Annotated in this window: 18 protein-coding genes; 4 read left to right on the top strand and 14 right to left on the bottom strand. The window is 61.7% G+C overall.

What is annotated here, in order from left to right; genetic code table 11:
* The 13 genes from flgK to BLS27_RS14980 all read right to left on the bottom strand — a co-directional run bounded on the left by flgK (position 1) and on the right by BLS27_RS14980 (position 12075).
* Positions 1-2046 (bottom strand): flagellar hook-associated protein FlgK, encoded by a 2046-nt coding sequence (gene flgK, locus BLS27_RS15040; protein ID WP_090345432.1) that lies wholly within the window; start codon positions 2044-2046, stop codon positions 1-3.
* Positions 2047-2058: 12 nt separating this feature from the next.
* Positions 2059-3219, bottom strand: coding sequence for a flagellar assembly peptidoglycan hydrolase FlgJ (gene flgJ, locus BLS27_RS15035; protein ID WP_090345430.1), 1161 nt, complete (start codon positions 3217-3219; stop codon positions 2059-2061).
* A 12-nt stretch (positions 3220-3231) separates the two neighbouring features.
* Positions 3232-4341 (bottom strand): flagellar basal body P-ring protein FlgI, encoded by a 1110-nt coding sequence (locus tag BLS27_RS15030; RefSeq protein ID WP_090345531.1) that lies wholly within the window; start codon positions 4339-4341, stop codon positions 3232-3234.
* Positions 4342-4352: 11 nt separating this feature from the next.
* The gene (gene flgH, locus BLS27_RS15025) at positions 4353-5048 is read right to left on the bottom strand and encodes a flagellar basal body L-ring protein FlgH (RefSeq protein WP_090345428.1); all 696 of its coding nucleotides are present in this window, start codon (positions 5046-5048) and stop codon (positions 4353-4355) included.
* A gap of 32 nt (positions 5049-5080) precedes the next feature.
* Entirely contained in the window at positions 5081-5866 is a 786-nt protein-coding gene (gene flgG / locus BLS27_RS15020; protein ID WP_090345426.1) for a flagellar basal-body rod protein FlgG, read from the bottom strand.
* Positions 5867-5914: 48 nt separating this feature from the next.
* Positions 5915-6655, bottom strand: a complete 741-nt coding sequence (gene flgF / locus BLS27_RS15015) for a flagellar basal-body rod protein FlgF (RefSeq protein WP_043210915.1) — start codon at positions 6653-6655, stop codon at positions 5915-5917.
* 179 nt (positions 6656-6834) lie between these two features.
* Positions 6835-7020, bottom strand: a complete 186-nt coding sequence (locus BLS27_RS15010; RefSeq protein ID WP_043210917.1) for a hypothetical protein — start codon at positions 7018-7020, stop codon at positions 6835-6837.
* Positions 7021-7093: 73 nt separating this feature from the next.
* Positions 7094-8449, bottom strand: a complete 1356-nt coding sequence (gene flgE, locus BLS27_RS15005; protein WP_043210920.1) for a flagellar hook protein FlgE — start codon at positions 8447-8449, stop codon at positions 7094-7096.
* Positions 8450-8480: 31 nt separating this feature from the next.
* Positions 8481-9185, bottom strand: coding sequence for a flagellar hook assembly protein FlgD (flgD, locus tag BLS27_RS15000; protein ID WP_043210921.1), 705 nt, complete (start codon positions 9183-9185; stop codon positions 8481-8483).
* A 15-nt stretch (positions 9186-9200) separates the two neighbouring features.
* On the bottom strand, positions 9201-9644 hold the full coding sequence (gene flgC / locus BLS27_RS14995; protein WP_043210925.1) for a flagellar basal body rod protein FlgC: 444 nt from the start codon (positions 9642-9644) through the stop codon (positions 9201-9203).
* Between the two features lie 2 nt (positions 9645-9646).
* Positions 9647-10054 carry a flagellar basal body rod protein FlgB gene (gene flgB / locus BLS27_RS14990; RefSeq protein WP_043210926.1) on the bottom strand — a complete coding sequence of 136 codons (408 nt, stop codon included), beginning with the start codon at positions 10052-10054 and terminating at the stop codon, positions 9647-9649.
* A 212-nt stretch (positions 10055-10266) separates the two neighbouring features.
* Positions 10267-11094, bottom strand: a complete 828-nt coding sequence (gene cheR / locus BLS27_RS14985) for a protein-glutamate O-methyltransferase CheR (RefSeq protein ID WP_043210928.1) — start codon at positions 11092-11094, stop codon at positions 10267-10269.
* Between the two features lie 51 nt (positions 11095-11145).
* Complete coding sequence (locus BLS27_RS14980; protein WP_043210931.1) at positions 11146-12075, bottom strand: chemotaxis protein CheV; 930 nt, start codon at positions 12073-12075, stop codon at positions 11146-11148.
* Positions 12076-12138: 63 nt separating this feature from the next.
* Here BLS27_RS14980 and flgA point away from each other — a divergent pair, with 63 nt between their 5' ends.
* The 4 genes from flgA (at position 12139) to BLS27_RS14960 (ending at position 14723) form a co-directional block, all read left to right on the top strand.
* Positions 12139-12891, top strand: coding sequence for a flagellar basal body P-ring formation chaperone FlgA (gene flgA, locus BLS27_RS14975; RefSeq protein WP_043210934.1), 753 nt, complete (start codon positions 12139-12141; stop codon positions 12889-12891).
* A 185-nt stretch (positions 12892-13076) separates the two neighbouring features.
* Positions 13077-13385 (top strand): flagellar biosynthesis anti-sigma factor FlgM, encoded by a 309-nt coding sequence (gene flgM, locus BLS27_RS14970; RefSeq protein ID WP_043210935.1) that lies wholly within the window; start codon positions 13077-13079, stop codon positions 13383-13385.
* A gap of 46 nt (positions 13386-13431) precedes the next feature.
* A complete protein-coding gene (locus BLS27_RS14965) occupies positions 13432-13899 on the top strand; it encodes a flagella synthesis protein FlgN (RefSeq protein ID WP_043210937.1) in 468 nt (155 codons plus the stop codon).
* An 80-nt stretch (positions 13900-13979) separates the two neighbouring features.
* A complete protein-coding gene (locus BLS27_RS14960) occupies positions 13980-14723 on the top strand; it encodes a flagellar brake protein (protein ID WP_090345424.1) in 744 nt (247 codons plus the stop codon).
* Between the two features lie 76 nt (positions 14724-14799).
* Here the strand turns inward: BLS27_RS14960 and BLS27_RS14955 are convergent, their stop codons facing one another.
* On the bottom strand, positions 14800-16143 hold the full coding sequence (locus BLS27_RS14955) for an MFS transporter (protein WP_043210941.1): 1344 nt from the start codon (positions 16141-16143) through the stop codon (positions 14800-14802).
* Between the last annotated feature and the right edge of the window lie 71 nt (positions 16144-16214).

The raw sequence follows: 16214 nt of genomic DNA, 5'->3' as shown, positions 1-16214 counted from the left end.
TTAAAGACTGTTGATCAAGGTGGCGAAGGTTTCCTGGGCCGCCTTGATGATCTGCGACGACGCGGTGTAGTACTGCTGGAACTTGACCAGGTTGCCGACCTCTTCGTCGACCGACACGCCCGACACCGAATTGCGGCCGTCCAGCGCGGACTGCTGCAGGGCGTTGGTGGCATTGCCGTCCATGGTGGCCTGGGCGGTCTTGCCGCCGACGTTGGATACCAGCTTGGCGTAAGCGTCGGTGAAGCTGATGCCCTTGCCGTCGGCGCCAACGCCCACGGTGCCCTTGGTCTGCAGTCCGAGCACCGACTGGGCATTGCGGTTGTCGGCAGAGCCCGCGCCGGTCAGCGACACGGTGAAGTTGTCACCGCTTTTCGGCGCACCGGAGACGCTCATCTCGAAAGTGAAGGTCTTCTGGGTGGCGCCGTCCATGATCGGGTTGCCGCTGCCATCGACCATCGGCACCGAGAGCTGCAGCTTGTTTTCCTGGCCCGGAATGATGGTGCCGCTGCCGATGGCGTTGCCCTTGGCGTCGTACATCGTGTAGGCCTGGGGCGAGGTGCTGTCGTCACCGAACACCAGCTTGACCGGGGTGGAATACTTCAGGCCTGTCTGCAGGTCGGCGCGCTGGGCTGCATCGTAGATGTCCAGCTCCGAGGTCAGGGTCGGCGGGGTGACCGCACCGGTGCCCTTGTTGCCGGCACCGTTGGTGCTGGTCAGCGGGGCGGCCATGGCCAGGCGATTGGGGTCGGTGAGCACCGACTCCATACCGGCGGCGGCATTGCGGGTCGGGGTGATCTTGAAGCTGTCACCGGCGCTCAACGCACCGCCCTTGAGCGACAGGGTGAAACCATCGATCACCGGAGCCGGGTCATCGGAAAGATCGAACGAGCCCATCTCGGTGCCTTCGGGCAGCTTGCGCACGGTGTAGGCGGTGGCGCTGGTGAAGGTCACTTGGTAGTCGCTGGTGCTGAGCTTGCCGGTGTCCTTGATGTTCACATCCAGATTGCCGGAGCCTGCGCTGTTGCCCAGCTTGGGCACGCTGCGCTCGCTCATGGCCTTGGCGCTGTTGATGTCGCCGAACAGGATCGCGCCGAACTCGCCGTTCTTGTCGATACCCTGGGCCAGTTGGCTGTTGATGGCATCGGCCACCACCAGCGCCACACGGCCCAGCTCGTTGAGCGCAGGGTCGAGGGTCTCACGGCGGTAACGCAGCAGGCCACCGAGCTCGCCGCCGGTGGTGCTGTTGGTGATGTCCATCTTGGTGGTGCCGCGATTGAGCACCAGGTTCATGCGGGTCGGATCGGTCTGGCTCGGCTCGACGCCCAAGGTCTGGGTGGTCTTGCCCAGCACCAGTGCCTGACCATTCTTCAGGTAGATGTCGTAGTTGCCTTCGCGCTCCACCACCTCGGCACCGATCAACGCGGTCAGCTCGCGCACGGCGCCATCGCGCTGATCGAGCAGGTCGTTGGGCTGGCCCTGTACCGCCGAGATCCGTGAGATCTGGTCGTTGTACTCGGCGATCGTCGAGGTGAGCTTGTTCACCTGGTCGGCGATCGAGGCCATGTTGGTGTTGATGTTGGTGTTCTGCTGGTTCAACTGCGCCGACAGGGTGTTGAAGCGCTTGGCCAAGGTCTGGGCGCTGGTCAGCAACAACTGGCGTGAGGCGTCCTCGTTGGGCTTGGCCGAGGCGTCCTGCATGGCGCCGAAGAAGCTCTTGAGCGCAGCGGTGATGCCGGTATCGGCGCTCGACAGGGCGGTGTCCAGCGGGGTGATCTGGTTCAGGTAGGAAGTGGCGTCGCTGGACAGCGACGTGGTGGTGCGCAGCTGGTTTTCCAGGAAGGCGTTGTACACCCGACGCACATCGGCCAGGGTGGTACCACTGCCGATGAAGACCTGGCCATACTGCTGCGAGCCCTTGGTCTTCTGCACGATCTGCTGGCGAGAATAACTGTCGACATCGGCGTTGGCGATGTTGTTACCCAGGGTGTACATCCCCGACTGCGCGGCGCCCAGCCCCGACATGCCAATATTGATCAAACTCGCCATGGTTCCAAACCCTTAAAGTTTCGTTGTGGTACCGAGCATCGCGTAGCTCTCGTACGACTTCATCTGTCTTGCGATCTGCGAGATCTTGCTGGCGTAGTTCGGGTCGGTGGCGTACCCGGCCTTCTGCAGCTCTCGCACGAACTGTTCCGGGTTATCGGCCGACTTCACCGCATCTTGATAGCGCGCGTTGTTCTGCAACAGGCTGACCAGGTCATGGAAGCTGTCCTGGTAGGAATCGTAGGAACGGAACGCCGCAGTCTCCTTGACGAACTGCCCGCCACGAAACTCACTGGTGATCGCCCTCGCCTGCCCACCTTGCCAGTTACCGGTGGCCTTGATGCCGAACAGGTTGTGGCTGCTGCTGCCATCGGCATTGCGCATGACCGACTTGCCCCAACCGGTTTCCAGGGCAGCCTGGGCTACCAGGTAACGGGGGTCGATACCGATACGCTTGGCGGCCTGCTCGGCCATCGGCAGCATGGTGGCGACGAACTGGTCGCTGTCGGTGAAGGCCTTCTTCGGCGCCAGCGGTGGCTGAGCCACGGCGCGGCCAAGAATGCGCGTCCCATCCGGCGCAGCGAAGGCGCGGGCGGCGCTGGCCACCTGCTGTCCTTCGCGGGCCGGCACGGCAGCGGTATTGGTGGTGCTCGCCGACGGCACGATGCCGGCCAGCAAACGATCCGTCAGCTTGCCCGGCAGGGCCAGGCGCCGCGAGTTGAGCGCAGCCACGTCGTTGCGGGTGCCGGCCGTTTCACTGAAATGCATGGGTTCGGCCACTTTGCTGCCCCACAGCGCCGGGGCATGCCCTTCGATACGCGGGAACGGGCTGGTGTTGACCGGCGCAGGCTTGTTCTTGGACAGCTGACGCACCAGCACATCCTGCAGGCCGATACCGCCGCCTTCGCGGGACATGCTCACGGCCAACTGCTGGTCGTACATGTCGCGGTACTGCTTGACCGTCTCGCTGTTCATCGGGTTGTCGTCGGCCAGCACGTCACTGGCCTTGCGCGAGGCCTTGAGCATCTCGCTGATGAACAACGACTCGAACTCCTGGGCCACCTTGCGCACGTTGGCATCGCTGTCGCGATCACCGTGCTTGAGCGAGCTTAAGCGGTTGAGGTCGGTGTAGGCACCGCTGTCGGCGTGTCCGGAAACCAGGCTCTTGGAATTCATGGGCTGGCGTCCTCAGATCACGATCAGGTCGGCTTGCAAGGCGCCGGCCTGCTTCAGGGCTTCGAGGATCGCCATCAGGTCGCTGGGCGCCGCGCCCACCTGGTTCACCGCACGCACGATCTCGTCCAGGGTGGTGCCCGGGCCGAACTTGAACATTGGCTTGGCTTCCTGCTGGGCGTTGACCTTCGAGCGCGGCACTACAGCGGTCTGGCCATTGGAGAACGGTCCAGGCTGGCTGACGATCGGGTCTTCGGTGATGGTCACGGTCAGGCTGCCATGGGTGACTGCCGCCGGCGAGACCTTGACGTTCTGGCCAATGACGATGGTGCCGGTGCGCGAGTTGATGATGACCTTGGCCACGGCCTGGCCTGGGTCGATCTCCAGGTTCTCGAGGATCGACAGGTAGTCCACACGCTGGCTCGGGTCCATGGGCGCAGTGACACGCACCGAGCCGCCATCGACGGCCTGGGCCACACCTGGGCCGAGCATGTCGTTGATCTTGTCGACAATGTGCTTGGCGGTGGTGAAATCCGGGCGATTGAGGTTCAGCGTCAGGCTGTTGCCCTGGTTGAAGCCGCTCGGCACGGCGCGCTCGACGGTGGCCCCACCTGGGATACGACCAGCCGACGGAACGTTGACGGTGATCTTGGAGCCGTCTCGCCCCTCTGCGTCAAAGCCACCCACTACCAGGTTGCCCTGGGCGATGGCATAGACGTTGCCATCAATCCCCTTGAGCGGGGTCATCAGCAGGCTGCCGCCGCGCAGGCTCTTGGAGTTGCCGATCGACGAAACGGTGATGTCCACCACTTGGCCGGGCTTGGCGAAGGCCGGCAGATCAGCGTGCACCGATACCGCGGCGACGTTCTTGAGCTGCACGTTGCCCGACCCCGGCGGCACCTTGATGCCGAACTGGGACAGCATGTTGTTGAAGGTCTGCAGGGTGAACGGGGTTTGGGTGGTCTGGTCACCCGTACCGTTCAACCCCACCACCAGGCCATAGCCGATCAACTGGTTGGTACGCACGCCAGAAATGCTGGCGATGTCCTTCAGGCGTTCGGCGTGAGCACCGAACGCGCAGGACAGGAGCAGGGTCGCGGCAATCAGCTGCCTTACGTTGAACATGGTCATCCGACTCAGAAGGGCCAAAGCGGGCTCGTGAAGAAGCGGTCCAGCCAACCAGGCTGGCTGGCATCGGCGAAGGAACCTGTGCCCGAATAGGTAATACGTGCATCGGCCACGCGGGTGGATGGCACGGTGTTGTCGGTAGCGATGTCATCGGCACGGACAAGACCTGCGATGCGCACCAGCTCTTCGCCGGTGTTCAGGGTCATCCACTTTTCACCGCGCACGGCGATGATGCCGTTTGGCAACACTTCAGCTACGGTGACGGTGATCGAACCTGTCAGGGTGTTGCCCTGGGTAGCCTTGCTGTCACCCTTGGTGGCGCGATCGCCGCTGTACCCCGCCTCCAGCGTGAGGTCGCCACTGCCGAACGGGTTGTTGGTGTTCGGCACCGTACCGAACAGTGAACTCAGGCCGATGTTGGCTTTGCTGTTCTTCTGGATCTGGGAACCTGCGTTCTTGCTCGCTGAGGTGCGCTCGTTGAGCGTGATGGTGATGATGTCACCCACGCGGAACGCTTTGCGATCGGTGTACAGGTTCTGCTCGAAGCCAGCCTGATAGATCGAGCCATTGGCCGCCGACGCCGGCAGCGGGGTACGCGGCACGACCGGCGCATAGTACGGGTCGTTTGGCTTTGGCGTCGGCCCGACGCAACCGGCCAACAACACCGCGCCCCCCAGGGCGAAGACGGACAACAGACGATTCATGACGCTTACCTCACGTGTAACGGGCTTGGGTCTTACAGCTGCTGGGTGACGAACGACAGCATCTGGTCGGCGGTGGAGATGACCTTGGAGTTCATCTCGTAGGCGCGCTGGGTGGTGATCATGTTCACCAACTCTTCCACGGTGCTGACGTTGGAGTTTTCCAGAGTCTGCTGCAGGGTGGTGCCGAAGCCGTTCAGGCCCGGGGTGCCGATCTGTGGCGCACCGCTGGCTGCAGTCTCGAGGAACAGGTTATTGCCGACGGCTTGCAGGCCTGCCGGGTTGATGAAGTCGGCGGTCTGGATGTTGCCGATGATCTGCGCGGCCGGGTTGCCGGCGGTGGTGATCGACACGGTGCCGTCCTGGCCAACGGTGAAGGTCTGGGCATCCGGCGGCACGACGATCGCAGGCTCAAGGGCAAAACCGTTGGCGGTGACGATCTGGCCGTCGGAGTTCAGGTGGAAGGTGCCGTCACGGGTGTACGAAACAGTGCCATCAGGCTGCAGCACCTGGAAGAAACCGCGACCGTTGACGGCCATGTCCAGCGGGTTTTCGGTGGTCTGCAGGCTGCCGGTCTGGAAGTTCTTCTGAGTACCGACAATGCGCACACCGGTACCGACCTGCAGGCCCGAAGGCAGCTCGCTGTCCTGGGTCGACTGAGCACCCGGCTGACGCTTGATCTGGTACAAAAGGTCCTGGAACTCGGCGCGATCACGCTTGAAGCCGGTGGTCGAGACGTTCGCCAGGTTGTTGGAGATGACGGTCAGGTTGGTGTCCTGGGCGGACAGGCCGGTCTTAGCGACCCAAAGAGCCGGAAGCATTTAGTGTTCTCCTCGTGCGCCTGTTTTACGGCACCCGTTCAAAAGTGATTAGCCGATTTGCAAAACACGCGCCATGGCTTCATCGCCTTCCTTGGCCGCGTTCATCATCTTGACGTGCAGTTCGAATTGACGGGACAGCGCCAGCACCGAGGTCATTTCCTCGACGGCATTGACGTTGCTCGACTCCAAAAAGCCCGACGCCACCCGCACGTTGACGTCGGCATCGGCGGGCTGGCCGTTCTTGGTGTGGATCATGCCGTCCAGGCCCTTGGTCAGGTTCTTGGTGTCCGGATTGACCAGCTTGATGCGGTCGACCTCGGCCATGACCCGCGGGTCCTCGCCCATGGCGCGAATGCTGATGGTGCCGTCTTCACCGATCTCCACCTTCTGCTCAGGCGGAATCGCGATCGGGCCACCGTTGCCCATCACCGGCATGCCGTTGCCGGCACGCAGCACGCCCAGGGCATCGATGTTCAGGCTGCCGGTGCGCACATAGGCTTCGCTGCCGTCCGGCGCCTGCACGGCAATGAAGCCATCGCCGGTGACTGCCACGTCCAGTTCGCGACCGGTCTCGACCATTGCGCCAGCAGTGAAATCCGTGGCCGGGCGTTCGCTCATGGCGAAGGCGCGCGCCGGAAAGCTGTCACCGAACACCGGCATCGAACGCGCCTGCTCCAGGTCGCGCTGAAAACCGTTGGTGGAAACGTTCGCCAGGTTGTTGGCGTGGGCCCGCTGGGCCAGCGCGTTCTGGCTGGCACCGGTCATGGCCACGTAAAGCATTTTGTCCACAGTCATTCTCCACTGCACTGACGAGCGATTGCCGCCGACGTTGCTGTGCAGGCACTAAAGCAAGTTCCGAACCAACTTTTGAAAAGCATGAAAAAGCCCGTGAATACGGGCTTTGAGGGAAGCCTTTGGAACGAGCAACGCCGGATATCCGGCGCCATCTTGCCGCTGACGGCAATCGGCTACAGCTCGCGGCAACCGGCGTTGTTGTACGGGCCGGCGAAGCGCTTCCACCCCTCCCCCGGCGACCACTGCGAACACACCAGGCGCCCGTCGGCCTGGCTCTCCCAGCGCCACCACGGCGCCGCAGCCGCCTGGACCTGGAGCAGGCACAGCGCTGCGGCGAGCGTCACAATCCATTTCTTCATGAGCCTTACCTCGAAAACGACGAACCCCTTTATCGGGAAAGGGGTTCGTGCGCACTCGACCGACCAGCGACCATCAGGTCATCTGGATGATGGTCTGCATGATGGTGCTTTCGGTGGAGATGGTCTTGGCGTTGGCCTGGTAGTTGCTCTGCGCCTTGATCAGCTCGACCAACTCCTGGGTCAGGTTGACGTTGGAGGCTTCCAGCGAGTTGGACTCCACGCTACCCAAGGTACCGGTCTTGGGTGCGTCGATGCCTGGAATGCCGGAGGAGAAGGTTTCGGTCCAGCGGGTGCCACCGATCTGCTGCAGGCCCTGCTCGTTGGCGAAGCTGGCAACGGCCACCTGACCGATCGCACGGGACTGCTGGTTGCTGAAGCTGGCGAACATCACACCGGTGGAATCGATGCTCAGGCTCGACAGAATACCGGTGGCGTAACCGTCCTGGGACTGCGACATACGCGCGGTCTCGGTGTTGTACGAGGTGGTGCTGTTCATCGACAGACGCATGCCACCAGCATTGCCCGCCGCGCCATTGGCAGCCCAGTTACCCGAAGCATCCTTGGACGCCGGAATCCAGCCAGTCATGGTGAAGGTGTTGTTGTTCACGGTGAACGACGAACCAGGCGGCAGGCCGGTGTTGTTGGCCGTCATCGCATTGACCGAACCGTCGCTGTTGAAGCTGATGGTGCCGCTCAGCGGCGTGGTGCTGGCCGGGTCGAACGGATTGCGTCCATCGACCAGGGTGTACATGGTCCACTGGTTGGTGCCGGTCTTGCGATAGAACTGCTCCATGGTGTGCTCGTTGCCCTGACTGTCGTACACCTTGGTCGGGAACGACTTGGTGTAGGTGGTTTCGTCAGAGGGATCGAACGGCTTGTTCGGCACCATGGTACCGGTACCGTCGTCGACCATCAGCGGAATGTCGGTGGCCGAGGAATTCAGGTTGATGCCCTGGTCGATCAGGGACGTGGCCTTGGGGGCCAGAGCGGAGGTGTCGATCTTCAGATCGGTCAGCACGCCCTTCTGGATCTTGCCGGTCGAGTCGGCGGCATAGCCTTGCAGGCGCAGGCCGTCCGAGGTGACCACATAGTTGTCTTTGTTGGTCTGGAAGGCACCGGCACGGGTATAGACCATCGAGCCGTTGTCCGACAGCACGAAGAAGCCCTGCCCCTGGATACCCATGTCCAGTACGTTGCCGGTGTTGTTGATGTCACCCTGGCTGAATTGCTGGGAGACGGCCGCCAGACGCACACCGTTGCCCACTTGGTTCTTGCCGACACCCAGGCGGTTGGCACCTGCGTAGACGTCCGCGAACTCGGCGCGCGACGACTTGAAACCAACGGTATTGACGTTGGCGATGTTGTTACCGGTGACATCCAGCTGCTTGTTGGCAGCGTACAGACCACTAAGACCGATGTTGAAAGACATGAATTCGCTCCTTGTGCCGCTCTAGCCGGCCTTAGATACCAATGGTTTGCACGCTGGACAGAGAAACTTTCCCGAGCCCTGCAAGGTTGAGCATCATCTCGCCATTGGGGTTGATGCTGACGCTGGTGACCTTGGCTGGCAGCAGGGTGTACATCTGCGTCGACTTGCCATCGACCATGGTGGTGGCCGAGAAGCTATAGGTGCCCGGGTCGACCTTTTCACCCTTGTCATTGGTGCCATCCCAGATGAAGTCGGCGTAACCGGCTTTCTGCTGGCCCAACTCGATGGTCTTGATGGTGTTGCCGTCTTTATCCTTGATGGTGATCTTCGCCTCGCTGATACCTTGCGGGACGATGAACTGGCCATTGAAACTCTGGGTGGTGTCGACCACCGCTTTATCGTTCTGCACGATCACCGAACGACCCACCAACGACGAAGCCTGCAGGGCCTGGGACGAACCCATGGCACCGGCAATGGAATTGACCGTGCTGTTGAGCGTGGTGATGCCTTCCAGACTGCTGAACTGCGCCAGCTGGGCGACGAACTCGCTGTTATCCTGAGGATCGAGCGGGTTCTGGTGCTGCATCTGGGTGACCAGCAACTGCAGGAACGCATCCTTGCCCAGGGCGTTCTTGTCAGTGTTCTCGGGTGCGGGCTTCTTGGTGGTGCCAGTGCTGACGCCCGACGCCGCGAGGACGTCGTTGAGGTTCACACCGCCGGTGCTGTTGACTGCCATGATCCTGACTCCTTATCACTGACCGAGGGTCAGCACCTTCTGCATCATGGTCTTGGCGGTGTTCATCAGCTCGGCGTTGGTCTGGAACGCACGGCTGGCGGAGATCATGTCAGCCATCTCCTCCACCACATTGACATTGGGGTAGTAGACGTAGCCGTCCTTGTTCGCCGCCGGATGATTGGGCTCGTAGCGCGCCTCAAGGTTGCTCTGATCCTCGACGATGCCCATCACCTGCACACCCTGCCCCGCTTCGCCCTGATCCTGGAACAGCGACTGGCCAGCGCCGTTCTGGGCTTGCTGGAAGGTAGTGGCGAACACCGGATGACGCGCGCGGTAGGTCTGGTCGATGCTCGAGGAAACAGTCTCGGCGTTGGCGATGTTGGAAGCGACGGTATTGAGGCGGGTGTTCTGCGCGCTCATGCCGCTACCGGCAATATTGAAGACACTGGCAAGGGACATGGTCACTCTCCACGCAGGGCCGAAACCAGCCCTTTGAATTTGCTGTTGAGCAGGGTGAAGCTGGCCTGGAAGCCGATGGCGTTCTCTGCGTAGTTGGACTGCTCGATCTGGGCGTCTACGGTGTTCTGGTCGATCGACGGCTGCATCGGCGTGCGGTACTTGAGGGTATCGTCCCCCATGGCCAGGCCTTCGGCCTCGATGTGGCGGTTATTGGTGCGATCCAGGGCAATGCGCCCTTTCTGCTGCTTGTCGGCTTCAGCGGCGAGCACCGCCGAGAAATCCATGTCACGCGCCTTGTAGTTAGGCGTGTCGGCGTTGGCGATGTTGTTGGCCAGAACCTCGGCGCGCTGGGCGCGGAAGCTCAATGCCTGCTCATGGATGCCGAGCGCCTTGTCGAAGCTGATGCTCATGTCTGGGAAACCTTCGAAGGTTGACCGGAAGAATCGTGAGCAAGCTAGAGCAAGGTTTGTGCCAAGCGATAAAGCCCCAGTAAAACCGGGCACTGAGGCCCTGCTTGCCGGCGGCAATGCCAGAAAAGCGGCAATGGATTACCGCTTGGCGTCAGCAAAGCGGTAATGGGCACCGGCAAAAAAAGGGGCCGCGATGCGGCCCCTATCTGGGTTTATTTTGCCTGGTAGATGATCCCCGGGCTGCACTGGACCATCTGGTAGTGATCCGGCAACCCGTTGAGCGCCTCGGACGCCCCCAGGAACAGATACCCGCCCGGCTTGAGCGTGCTGTGGATGCGCATGAGGATGTCCTTCTTGACCTGGGCCGAGAAGTAGATCAGCACGTTGCGGCAGAACACGATGTCGAACTTGCCCAGCGCCGCATAGCTGTCGAGCAGGTTGAAGGAACGGAACTCGACCCGGCTGCGGATCGGCGCTTTGACCGCCCAACGACCCGGCCCCTTGGTGTCGAAGTAGCGCTGCAGGCGCTCCTGGGACAAGCCGCGACCAATGGCCAGGCTGTCGTATTCACCGGTCTTGCAGTTGGTCAGCATCGACCCGGACAAGTCGGTGGCAACGATCTGCGCACCCATCTTCAGTTGCCCCAGGTTGCTGCGCTCGAACTCGTCGATGGCCATGGAGATCGAATACGGCTCTTGCCCCGAGGAGCATGCCGCCGACCAGATCCGCAGGCGCTGGCCCGGGTTGTTCTTGATGAACTCCGGAATCACCTTGTTCTTGAGCACCTCGAACGGATAGGTGTCACGGAACCACAGGGTTTCATTGGTCGTCATCGCATCGACCACCTGCTCACGCAACCCGCTGCGCGGCTGGCTCTGAATTCGCTGCACCAGCTCACCGAGCGACTTGATGCCCTGCTGCTCCATTAGCTTGTTGAGACGGCTGGAGACCAGGTATTGCTTATTCTCGCCCAGCAAGATGCCACAGGCTTTCTCCAGGAAGACCCGGAACTGTTCAAAATCCAAATTACCCGTAGACAATGCTGCCGCCTCTTTCAAATCCCTGGTGCCAGGGGTTGCCCCCCGGCCGTTTCAATGCGTCGCCTTGATCCGATCGACCACCCGCTGGGCGAGGTCGTCCGGCTTGAACTTGGCCAGGAAGTCGTCGGCGCCGACCTTCTTGACCATGGCCTGGTTGAAGACCCCGGACAGCGAAGTATGCAGGAGGATGTGCAGCTTTTGCATGCGCGGATCGCTGCGAATCTCCGCCGTCAGGGTGTAGCCATCCATCTCCGGCATTTCGATGTCGGAGATCATCATCAGGAATTCTTCTTCCGGACGCTTGCCCTCTTCCACCAACTTGTTCAGGTAGTCCAAGGCCTGGCGACCATCGTTGAGGGCTACCACCTCCACCCCTACCGACTGCAGGCAACGGCTGACCTGCTTGCGCGCCACCGACGAATCATCGACGGTCAGCACGCGCAGCATCATCGCCTTGTCTTGCACCTCGGCATCGACCACCCCCACGGACACGTCCTCGGACGATGGCGACACTTCGGCAAGAACTTTCTCTACGTCGATGACCTCCACCATCCGCCCGTCCACACGAGTGACAGCGGTCAGGTAGTGGTCACGTCCGGTCCCCTTGGGTGGCGGATGGATCTCCTCCCAGTTCATGTTGACGATGCGCTCGACCGAATGCACCAGGAAACCTTGGGTCTTGGTGTTGTACTCGGTGATGATCACGAAACTGTTGCGCGTCTCTTCCTGCAGCCCCGGCAAGCCGGTCGCCATCGACAGGTCGAGGATGGGGATGGTCGCGCCGCGAATGTTGGCCACCCCACGCACCACCGGGTGGGACTTGGGCAACAACGTCAGCTCCGGGCACTGCAACACCTCCCGGACCTTGAACACGTTAATGCCATAGAGCTGCTCGCCATTGAGGCGGAACAGCAACAGCTCCAGACGATTCTGCCCCACCAGTTGCGTGCGCTGGTTGACCGAATCCATGACTCCAGCCATGCCAGACTCCTCTAGTTTTGGCCCATTTACCGACTCGGCACGGGCTTTGCTTTTTTGAGCGCCATGTACACGAAAACGACATTTTACCGACGCCTGACGCGCCTGATGACCGGCTTGATAATGGCGCTATGCCTGCTGGCACCCGGCACACGCGCGCTGGCCGATGCGGTTACCTTGCCTGAACAACTTATCGGCGTCACCCAGGGGTTTCTTGAATTCACCGTGGAGGATTATCTGGCCACCACCCAGACCACTGGTCGCTACGAGATCCAGGTCAACCCGCTCGACCCGCGCCTACGCATGCCGCTGTGCAGTCAGCAACTGGACGCTTCGCTTGAAAGTCCAGCACAGCCGCTGGGCAGGGTCACGGTGCGGGTACGCTGCAACGGCAGCGCCCCCTGGACCGTGTTCGTCCCGGCCCAGGTGAAGCTATTTCGCGAGGTGGTGGTGATGACCCGCCCGCTCAGGCGCGAGAGCGTGATTGGCGAAGGCGATGTCAGCCTGCGTGAGCGCGACGTGGGCACGCTCAATCAAGGCTTTCTCACAAGCCTGGAACAGGCCGTGGGCATGAAGCTGCTGCGCCCGACGGTGCTCGACCAGGTCCTGACGCCCCAGCATCTGGAGCAGGCCGAGGTGGTACGCAAGGGCGATCATGTGGTGATCACGGCCCGCAGTGGCAGCCTTAGCGTGCGCATGCCTGGCGAGGCCTTGAGCAAAGGCGGGCTGTCTGAGCAGATTCGCGTGCGCAACCTGAACTCCAAGCGCGTGGTCAAGGCACGGGTGATTGGGCCTGGACAGGTAGAAGTGGCCATGTAAGGCATTTGCGGCGCCCGCGAGGCGGGACAGGATAAAAACTAGCGACGGGGAACGGGTTTTCCTAAACTGTGTCAGAAAACGGGTCATGCGCGCTTGCCGACAGGTGGCGATACATTCGTGCCTAAAGTTTTTTTCGGGTTGGCCGAAAACAGGGCAAGCGTCCAAATTCCCAGAGGTTTCTGATCATGGTCATCGACTTCAGTCGTTTGAATAATTCTCCGGCCGTCACGGGCGGGGTTCGCAGCAATACCGCGACCGGTAGCGCCCCGAAAGCCGGCGAAACCAGCGAAGCGCCACAGACTGCCAGCGGAGAAGCGGTACACCTCAGCCAAGAGGCCCAGCAGTTGCAGAAGATCAGCGACAAGCTGCGCGACCAGCCAGAAGTCAACAGCGCCCGCGTGGCCCAGTTGAAACAGGCGATCGCCGACGGCAGCTATCAGGTCGATGCCGGCCGGGTCGCCAGCAAACTGCTTGATTTCGAAGCCCAGCGCTAACCCTCCGGGGCGCTGACTTCAAGGACGCAAAAGCCAAGAGCCAGCCATGCACGACACCACTTTGCTGCAACTGATCGAAGACGACATCGCGCCAACGCAGGAACTGCTCGAACTGCTTCAGAAAGAAGCCGTCGCCCTGCATGGCCGGGACATGCAGGTGCTGGAGAACATCCTGGCACGCAAGCAGTCCCTGATCGTCCTGCTCGAGCAGCAAGGCATGCGGCGCAACCAACTGCTGGTCGGCCTGGGCTTATCCGCCGACCGGGCCGGTGTGCAGGCCCTGGCCGCGCAATCCTCCCTGGGCGAGGTCATGCTGCAACAACTCGACGTACTCACCCAATTGATGGATGCCTGCCAAAAGGTCAACGAGACCAACGGCCGGATCATCCAACTGCAGCAACACGCCACGGCCAATCAGATCAGAATCCTCATGGGTGGCGATTCTCCGTCGCTCTATGACAGCCGCGGCGCCACCTCGCCCATGGCTAAGGCCCGCGCCATCAGCCAAGTGTGATTATTTCTATCAAGGCACGGAACATACTGGCAAAATGCCGTTACTTGCGTGTGTCGTTTTTGCCTGGAGATTGATTACCCGTGTTCAATGCATCCGATGCTCCCCAGCCGCCCAAGGTGCTCACCACACCCTTGGAAATCGCAGCCAACCTGCGTCAATTGCTGGATAGCCACGATCCGCTGATCATCACCTTCCCTGAGCGCAGCCAGCGGTTCCAGAGTTACGTCGTGCATGTGGACCGTGACGCCAATACCCTGGCGCTGGACGAAATGATCCCTCGCGACGGTGAAAAGTACATCGAGAATGGCGAACCCTTCCGCATCGAAGGTTTCCATGATGGCGTGCGCATCGCCTGGGAATGCAACACCGCGACCACCATCACCGAGATCGATGGCCATCGCTGCTACCGTGCCCCCCTGCCGACCGAGATGACCTACCACCAGCGCCGCAACGCCTTCCGCGCCGCGCTCAAGCTGTCGCAGCTGGTCGATATCGTGCTCGACGGTGAACGACTCAAGGGCAAGGGCGCCCTGCGTGGCAAGTTGCTGGACATATCCGCCACAGGCTGCAAGCTGCGCTTTGAAGGCAACATCGAAGAGCGCCTGCAACTGGGTGAGGTGTATGAGCGCTTCGCCGCCAGCAATCCGCTGGGCATGTCGCAGGCGATGGTAGAACTGCGTCACCTGCACTTCGAAGAGCGCCTGAACACCACCTTCGCTGGCGTGCGCTTTCACAACCTCAATGGCCAGATGCAGCGCAAAGTCGAGAGTTTCGTCTACCAGTTGCAGCGCGAGGCACGACGCTTCGACAAAGACGACTATTGAGTGTCGAATGTCCCATGAAAAACGCCACCCATCGGGTGGCGTTTTTCATTGCTTTGCAGCCTGCCTGAAGACCGGCTCACACCGACTTGTCGACCTCGGCCTGGGGTGCACCCGCCTCTTCCCGGGGCTTTTGCTCCTCGGCTTCGGTGTCTTCGGCCGCCACCGGCGCTTGCATCACGTCCTGCACGGTCTGCTCATCGACCCGAGGGTCCAGCGCTGCCGACAAGGGTGAGCCCGCCGCTGGCATGGCCACGTGGCCCAGCGGCGCGTCCTGCACCTGATGCAGGCCGGTGACGGCCTTCGGCCGGATCCGCCACACCAGCACCAAGGCGAAGAACAGGAAGAAGGCATAGAGCATTTGCGGCCCCAGGACCTTCATCAGCACACCCGCCGCCAGCGGACCGATACAGGCCCCCACGCCGTAGGTCACCAGCAACATGGCCGTCAGCGAGACACGGCGCTCGCTTTCGACATGGTCGTTGGAAAACGCGACCGCCAGCGGATAGAGGCAAAATTGCAACAGCGAAATCACGAAACCGACGGCGAACAGCAACTCCAGCGGCACGCTGGGCAGCACCGCCAGCGGCAATGCAGCCAGCGCCAGACCGATCGAGACGCTACGGATCAGCACCGCACGATCATAGCGGTCCGACAGCCAACCCAGCGGCCACTGCACCACCAAGCCCGCGAAGATGCAGCTACCCATGAACAGACCGATCTGCTCGGTGGTAAGCCCCTGCTTGGCCGCATACAGCGGCGCCAGACCATAGAAAGAACCTACGATCAGGCCCGAACCCAGCACCGTCGACAACGACTGCGGTACCCGTTTGAGGAAGAACTTCGGCTCCATCGGCGCCGGGCGCAACGGTGCCGGGTGGATGCGCCGGGTCATCGCCACCGGCACCAGGCACAGGGCAAAGCACATGGCGACCAGCATCAGCAGTTCAGGGCCGAGCTCCGGATGCACCACCAGGATCAATTGGCCGAGTACCAAACCCAGGTAGGAGGCGATCATGTATCCACTGAACACCGCCCCGCGGTGCTTCACATCGGCCTGCTCGTTGAGCCAGCTTTCGATGACCATGTACTGGCACATCATCCCCAGGCCCACGATCATCCGCAGCCCTACCCACACCGGGAGCCAATTGGTCATGCCATGGCCGAGCACCGCCGCGCAGACGATGCCCGCGCACGTGGCGTAGGCGCGGATGTGCCCGACCCGGCCGATCAGCCGGTGGCCGACCTTGCCGCCCACGGCCAGGCCAAAATAGTTGGCGGCCATCAGGGCACCGACCCAAAGGCTGTCCACATGGTCGGCGGCCAGGCGCAAGGCCAGGTAGGTACTGAGCAGGCCCGAGCCGATCAGCATCATCAAGGCAGCGAAATACAGCGACTGAAACGGCTTCCAGATGTTTCGCATACGTCCCGTCGGGCTCCCTGGTCAGGTGGCGTTAGCTTGCAGGCAAGCATAAAAGCAAATTCGCCGCAGCG

It is taken from the genome of Pseudomonas guariconensis (assembly GCF_900102675.1).
Classification (GTDB): domain Bacteria; phylum Pseudomonadota; class Gammaproteobacteria; order Pseudomonadales; family Pseudomonadaceae; genus Aquipseudomonas; species Aquipseudomonas guariconensis.
The sequence above is the reverse complement of the archived record's forward strand: the minus strand, read 5'-3'. Positions and strand labels throughout refer to the sequence as shown.

Coding starts and splice junctions, on each gene's coding strand:
- flgK (WP_090345432.1), bottom strand. CDS start 2,046: ATGGCGAGTTTGATCAATATTGGCATGTCGGGGCTGGGCGCCGCGCAG.
- flgA (WP_043210934.1), top strand. CDS start 12,139: ATGTACACGAAAACGACATTTTACCGACGCCTGACGCGCCTGATGACC.
- flgD (WP_043210921.1), bottom strand. CDS start 9,185: ATGGCAGTCAACAGCACCGGCGGTGTGAACCTCAACGACGTCCTCGCG.
- BLS27_RS15030 (WP_090345531.1), bottom strand. CDS start 4,341: ATGTTCAACGTAAGGCAGCTGATTGCCGCGACCCTGCTCCTGTCCTGC.
- BLS27_RS14980 (WP_043210931.1), bottom strand. CDS start 12,075: ATGGCTGGAGTCATGGATTCGGTCAACCAGCGCACGCAACTGGTGGGG.
- flgE (WP_043210920.1), bottom strand. CDS start 8,449: ATGTCTTTCAACATCGGTCTTAGTGGTCTGTACGCTGCCAACAAGCAG.
- flgB (WP_043210926.1), bottom strand. CDS start 10,054: ATGAGCATCAGCTTCGACAAGGCGCTCGGCATCCATGAGCAGGCATTG.
- flgC (WP_043210925.1), bottom strand. CDS start 9,644: ATGTCCCTTGCCAGTGTCTTCAATATTGCCGGTAGCGGCATGAGCGCG.
- BLS27_RS14955 (WP_043210941.1), bottom strand. CDS start 16,143: ATGCGAAACATCTGGAAGCCGTTTCAGTCGCTGTATTTCGCTGCCTTG.
- BLS27_RS15010 (WP_043210917.1), bottom strand. CDS start 7,020: ATGAAGAAATGGATTGTGACGCTCGCCGCAGCGCTGTGCCTGCTCCAG.
- BLS27_RS14965 (WP_043210937.1), top strand. CDS start 13,432: ATGCACGACACCACTTTGCTGCAACTGATCGAAGACGACATCGCGCCA.
- flgM (WP_043210935.1), top strand. CDS start 13,077: ATGGTCATCGACTTCAGTCGTTTGAATAATTCTCCGGCCGTCACGGGC.
- flgH (WP_090345428.1), bottom strand. CDS start 5,048: ATGAATCGTCTGTTGTCCGTCTTCGCCCTGGGGGGCGCGGTGTTGTTG.
- flgG (WP_090345426.1), bottom strand. CDS start 5,866: ATGCTTCCGGCTCTTTGGGTCGCTAAGACCGGCCTGTCCGCCCAGGAC.
- flgJ (WP_090345430.1), bottom strand. CDS start 3,219: ATGAATTCCAAGAGCCTGGTTTCCGGACACGCCGACAGCGGTGCCTAC.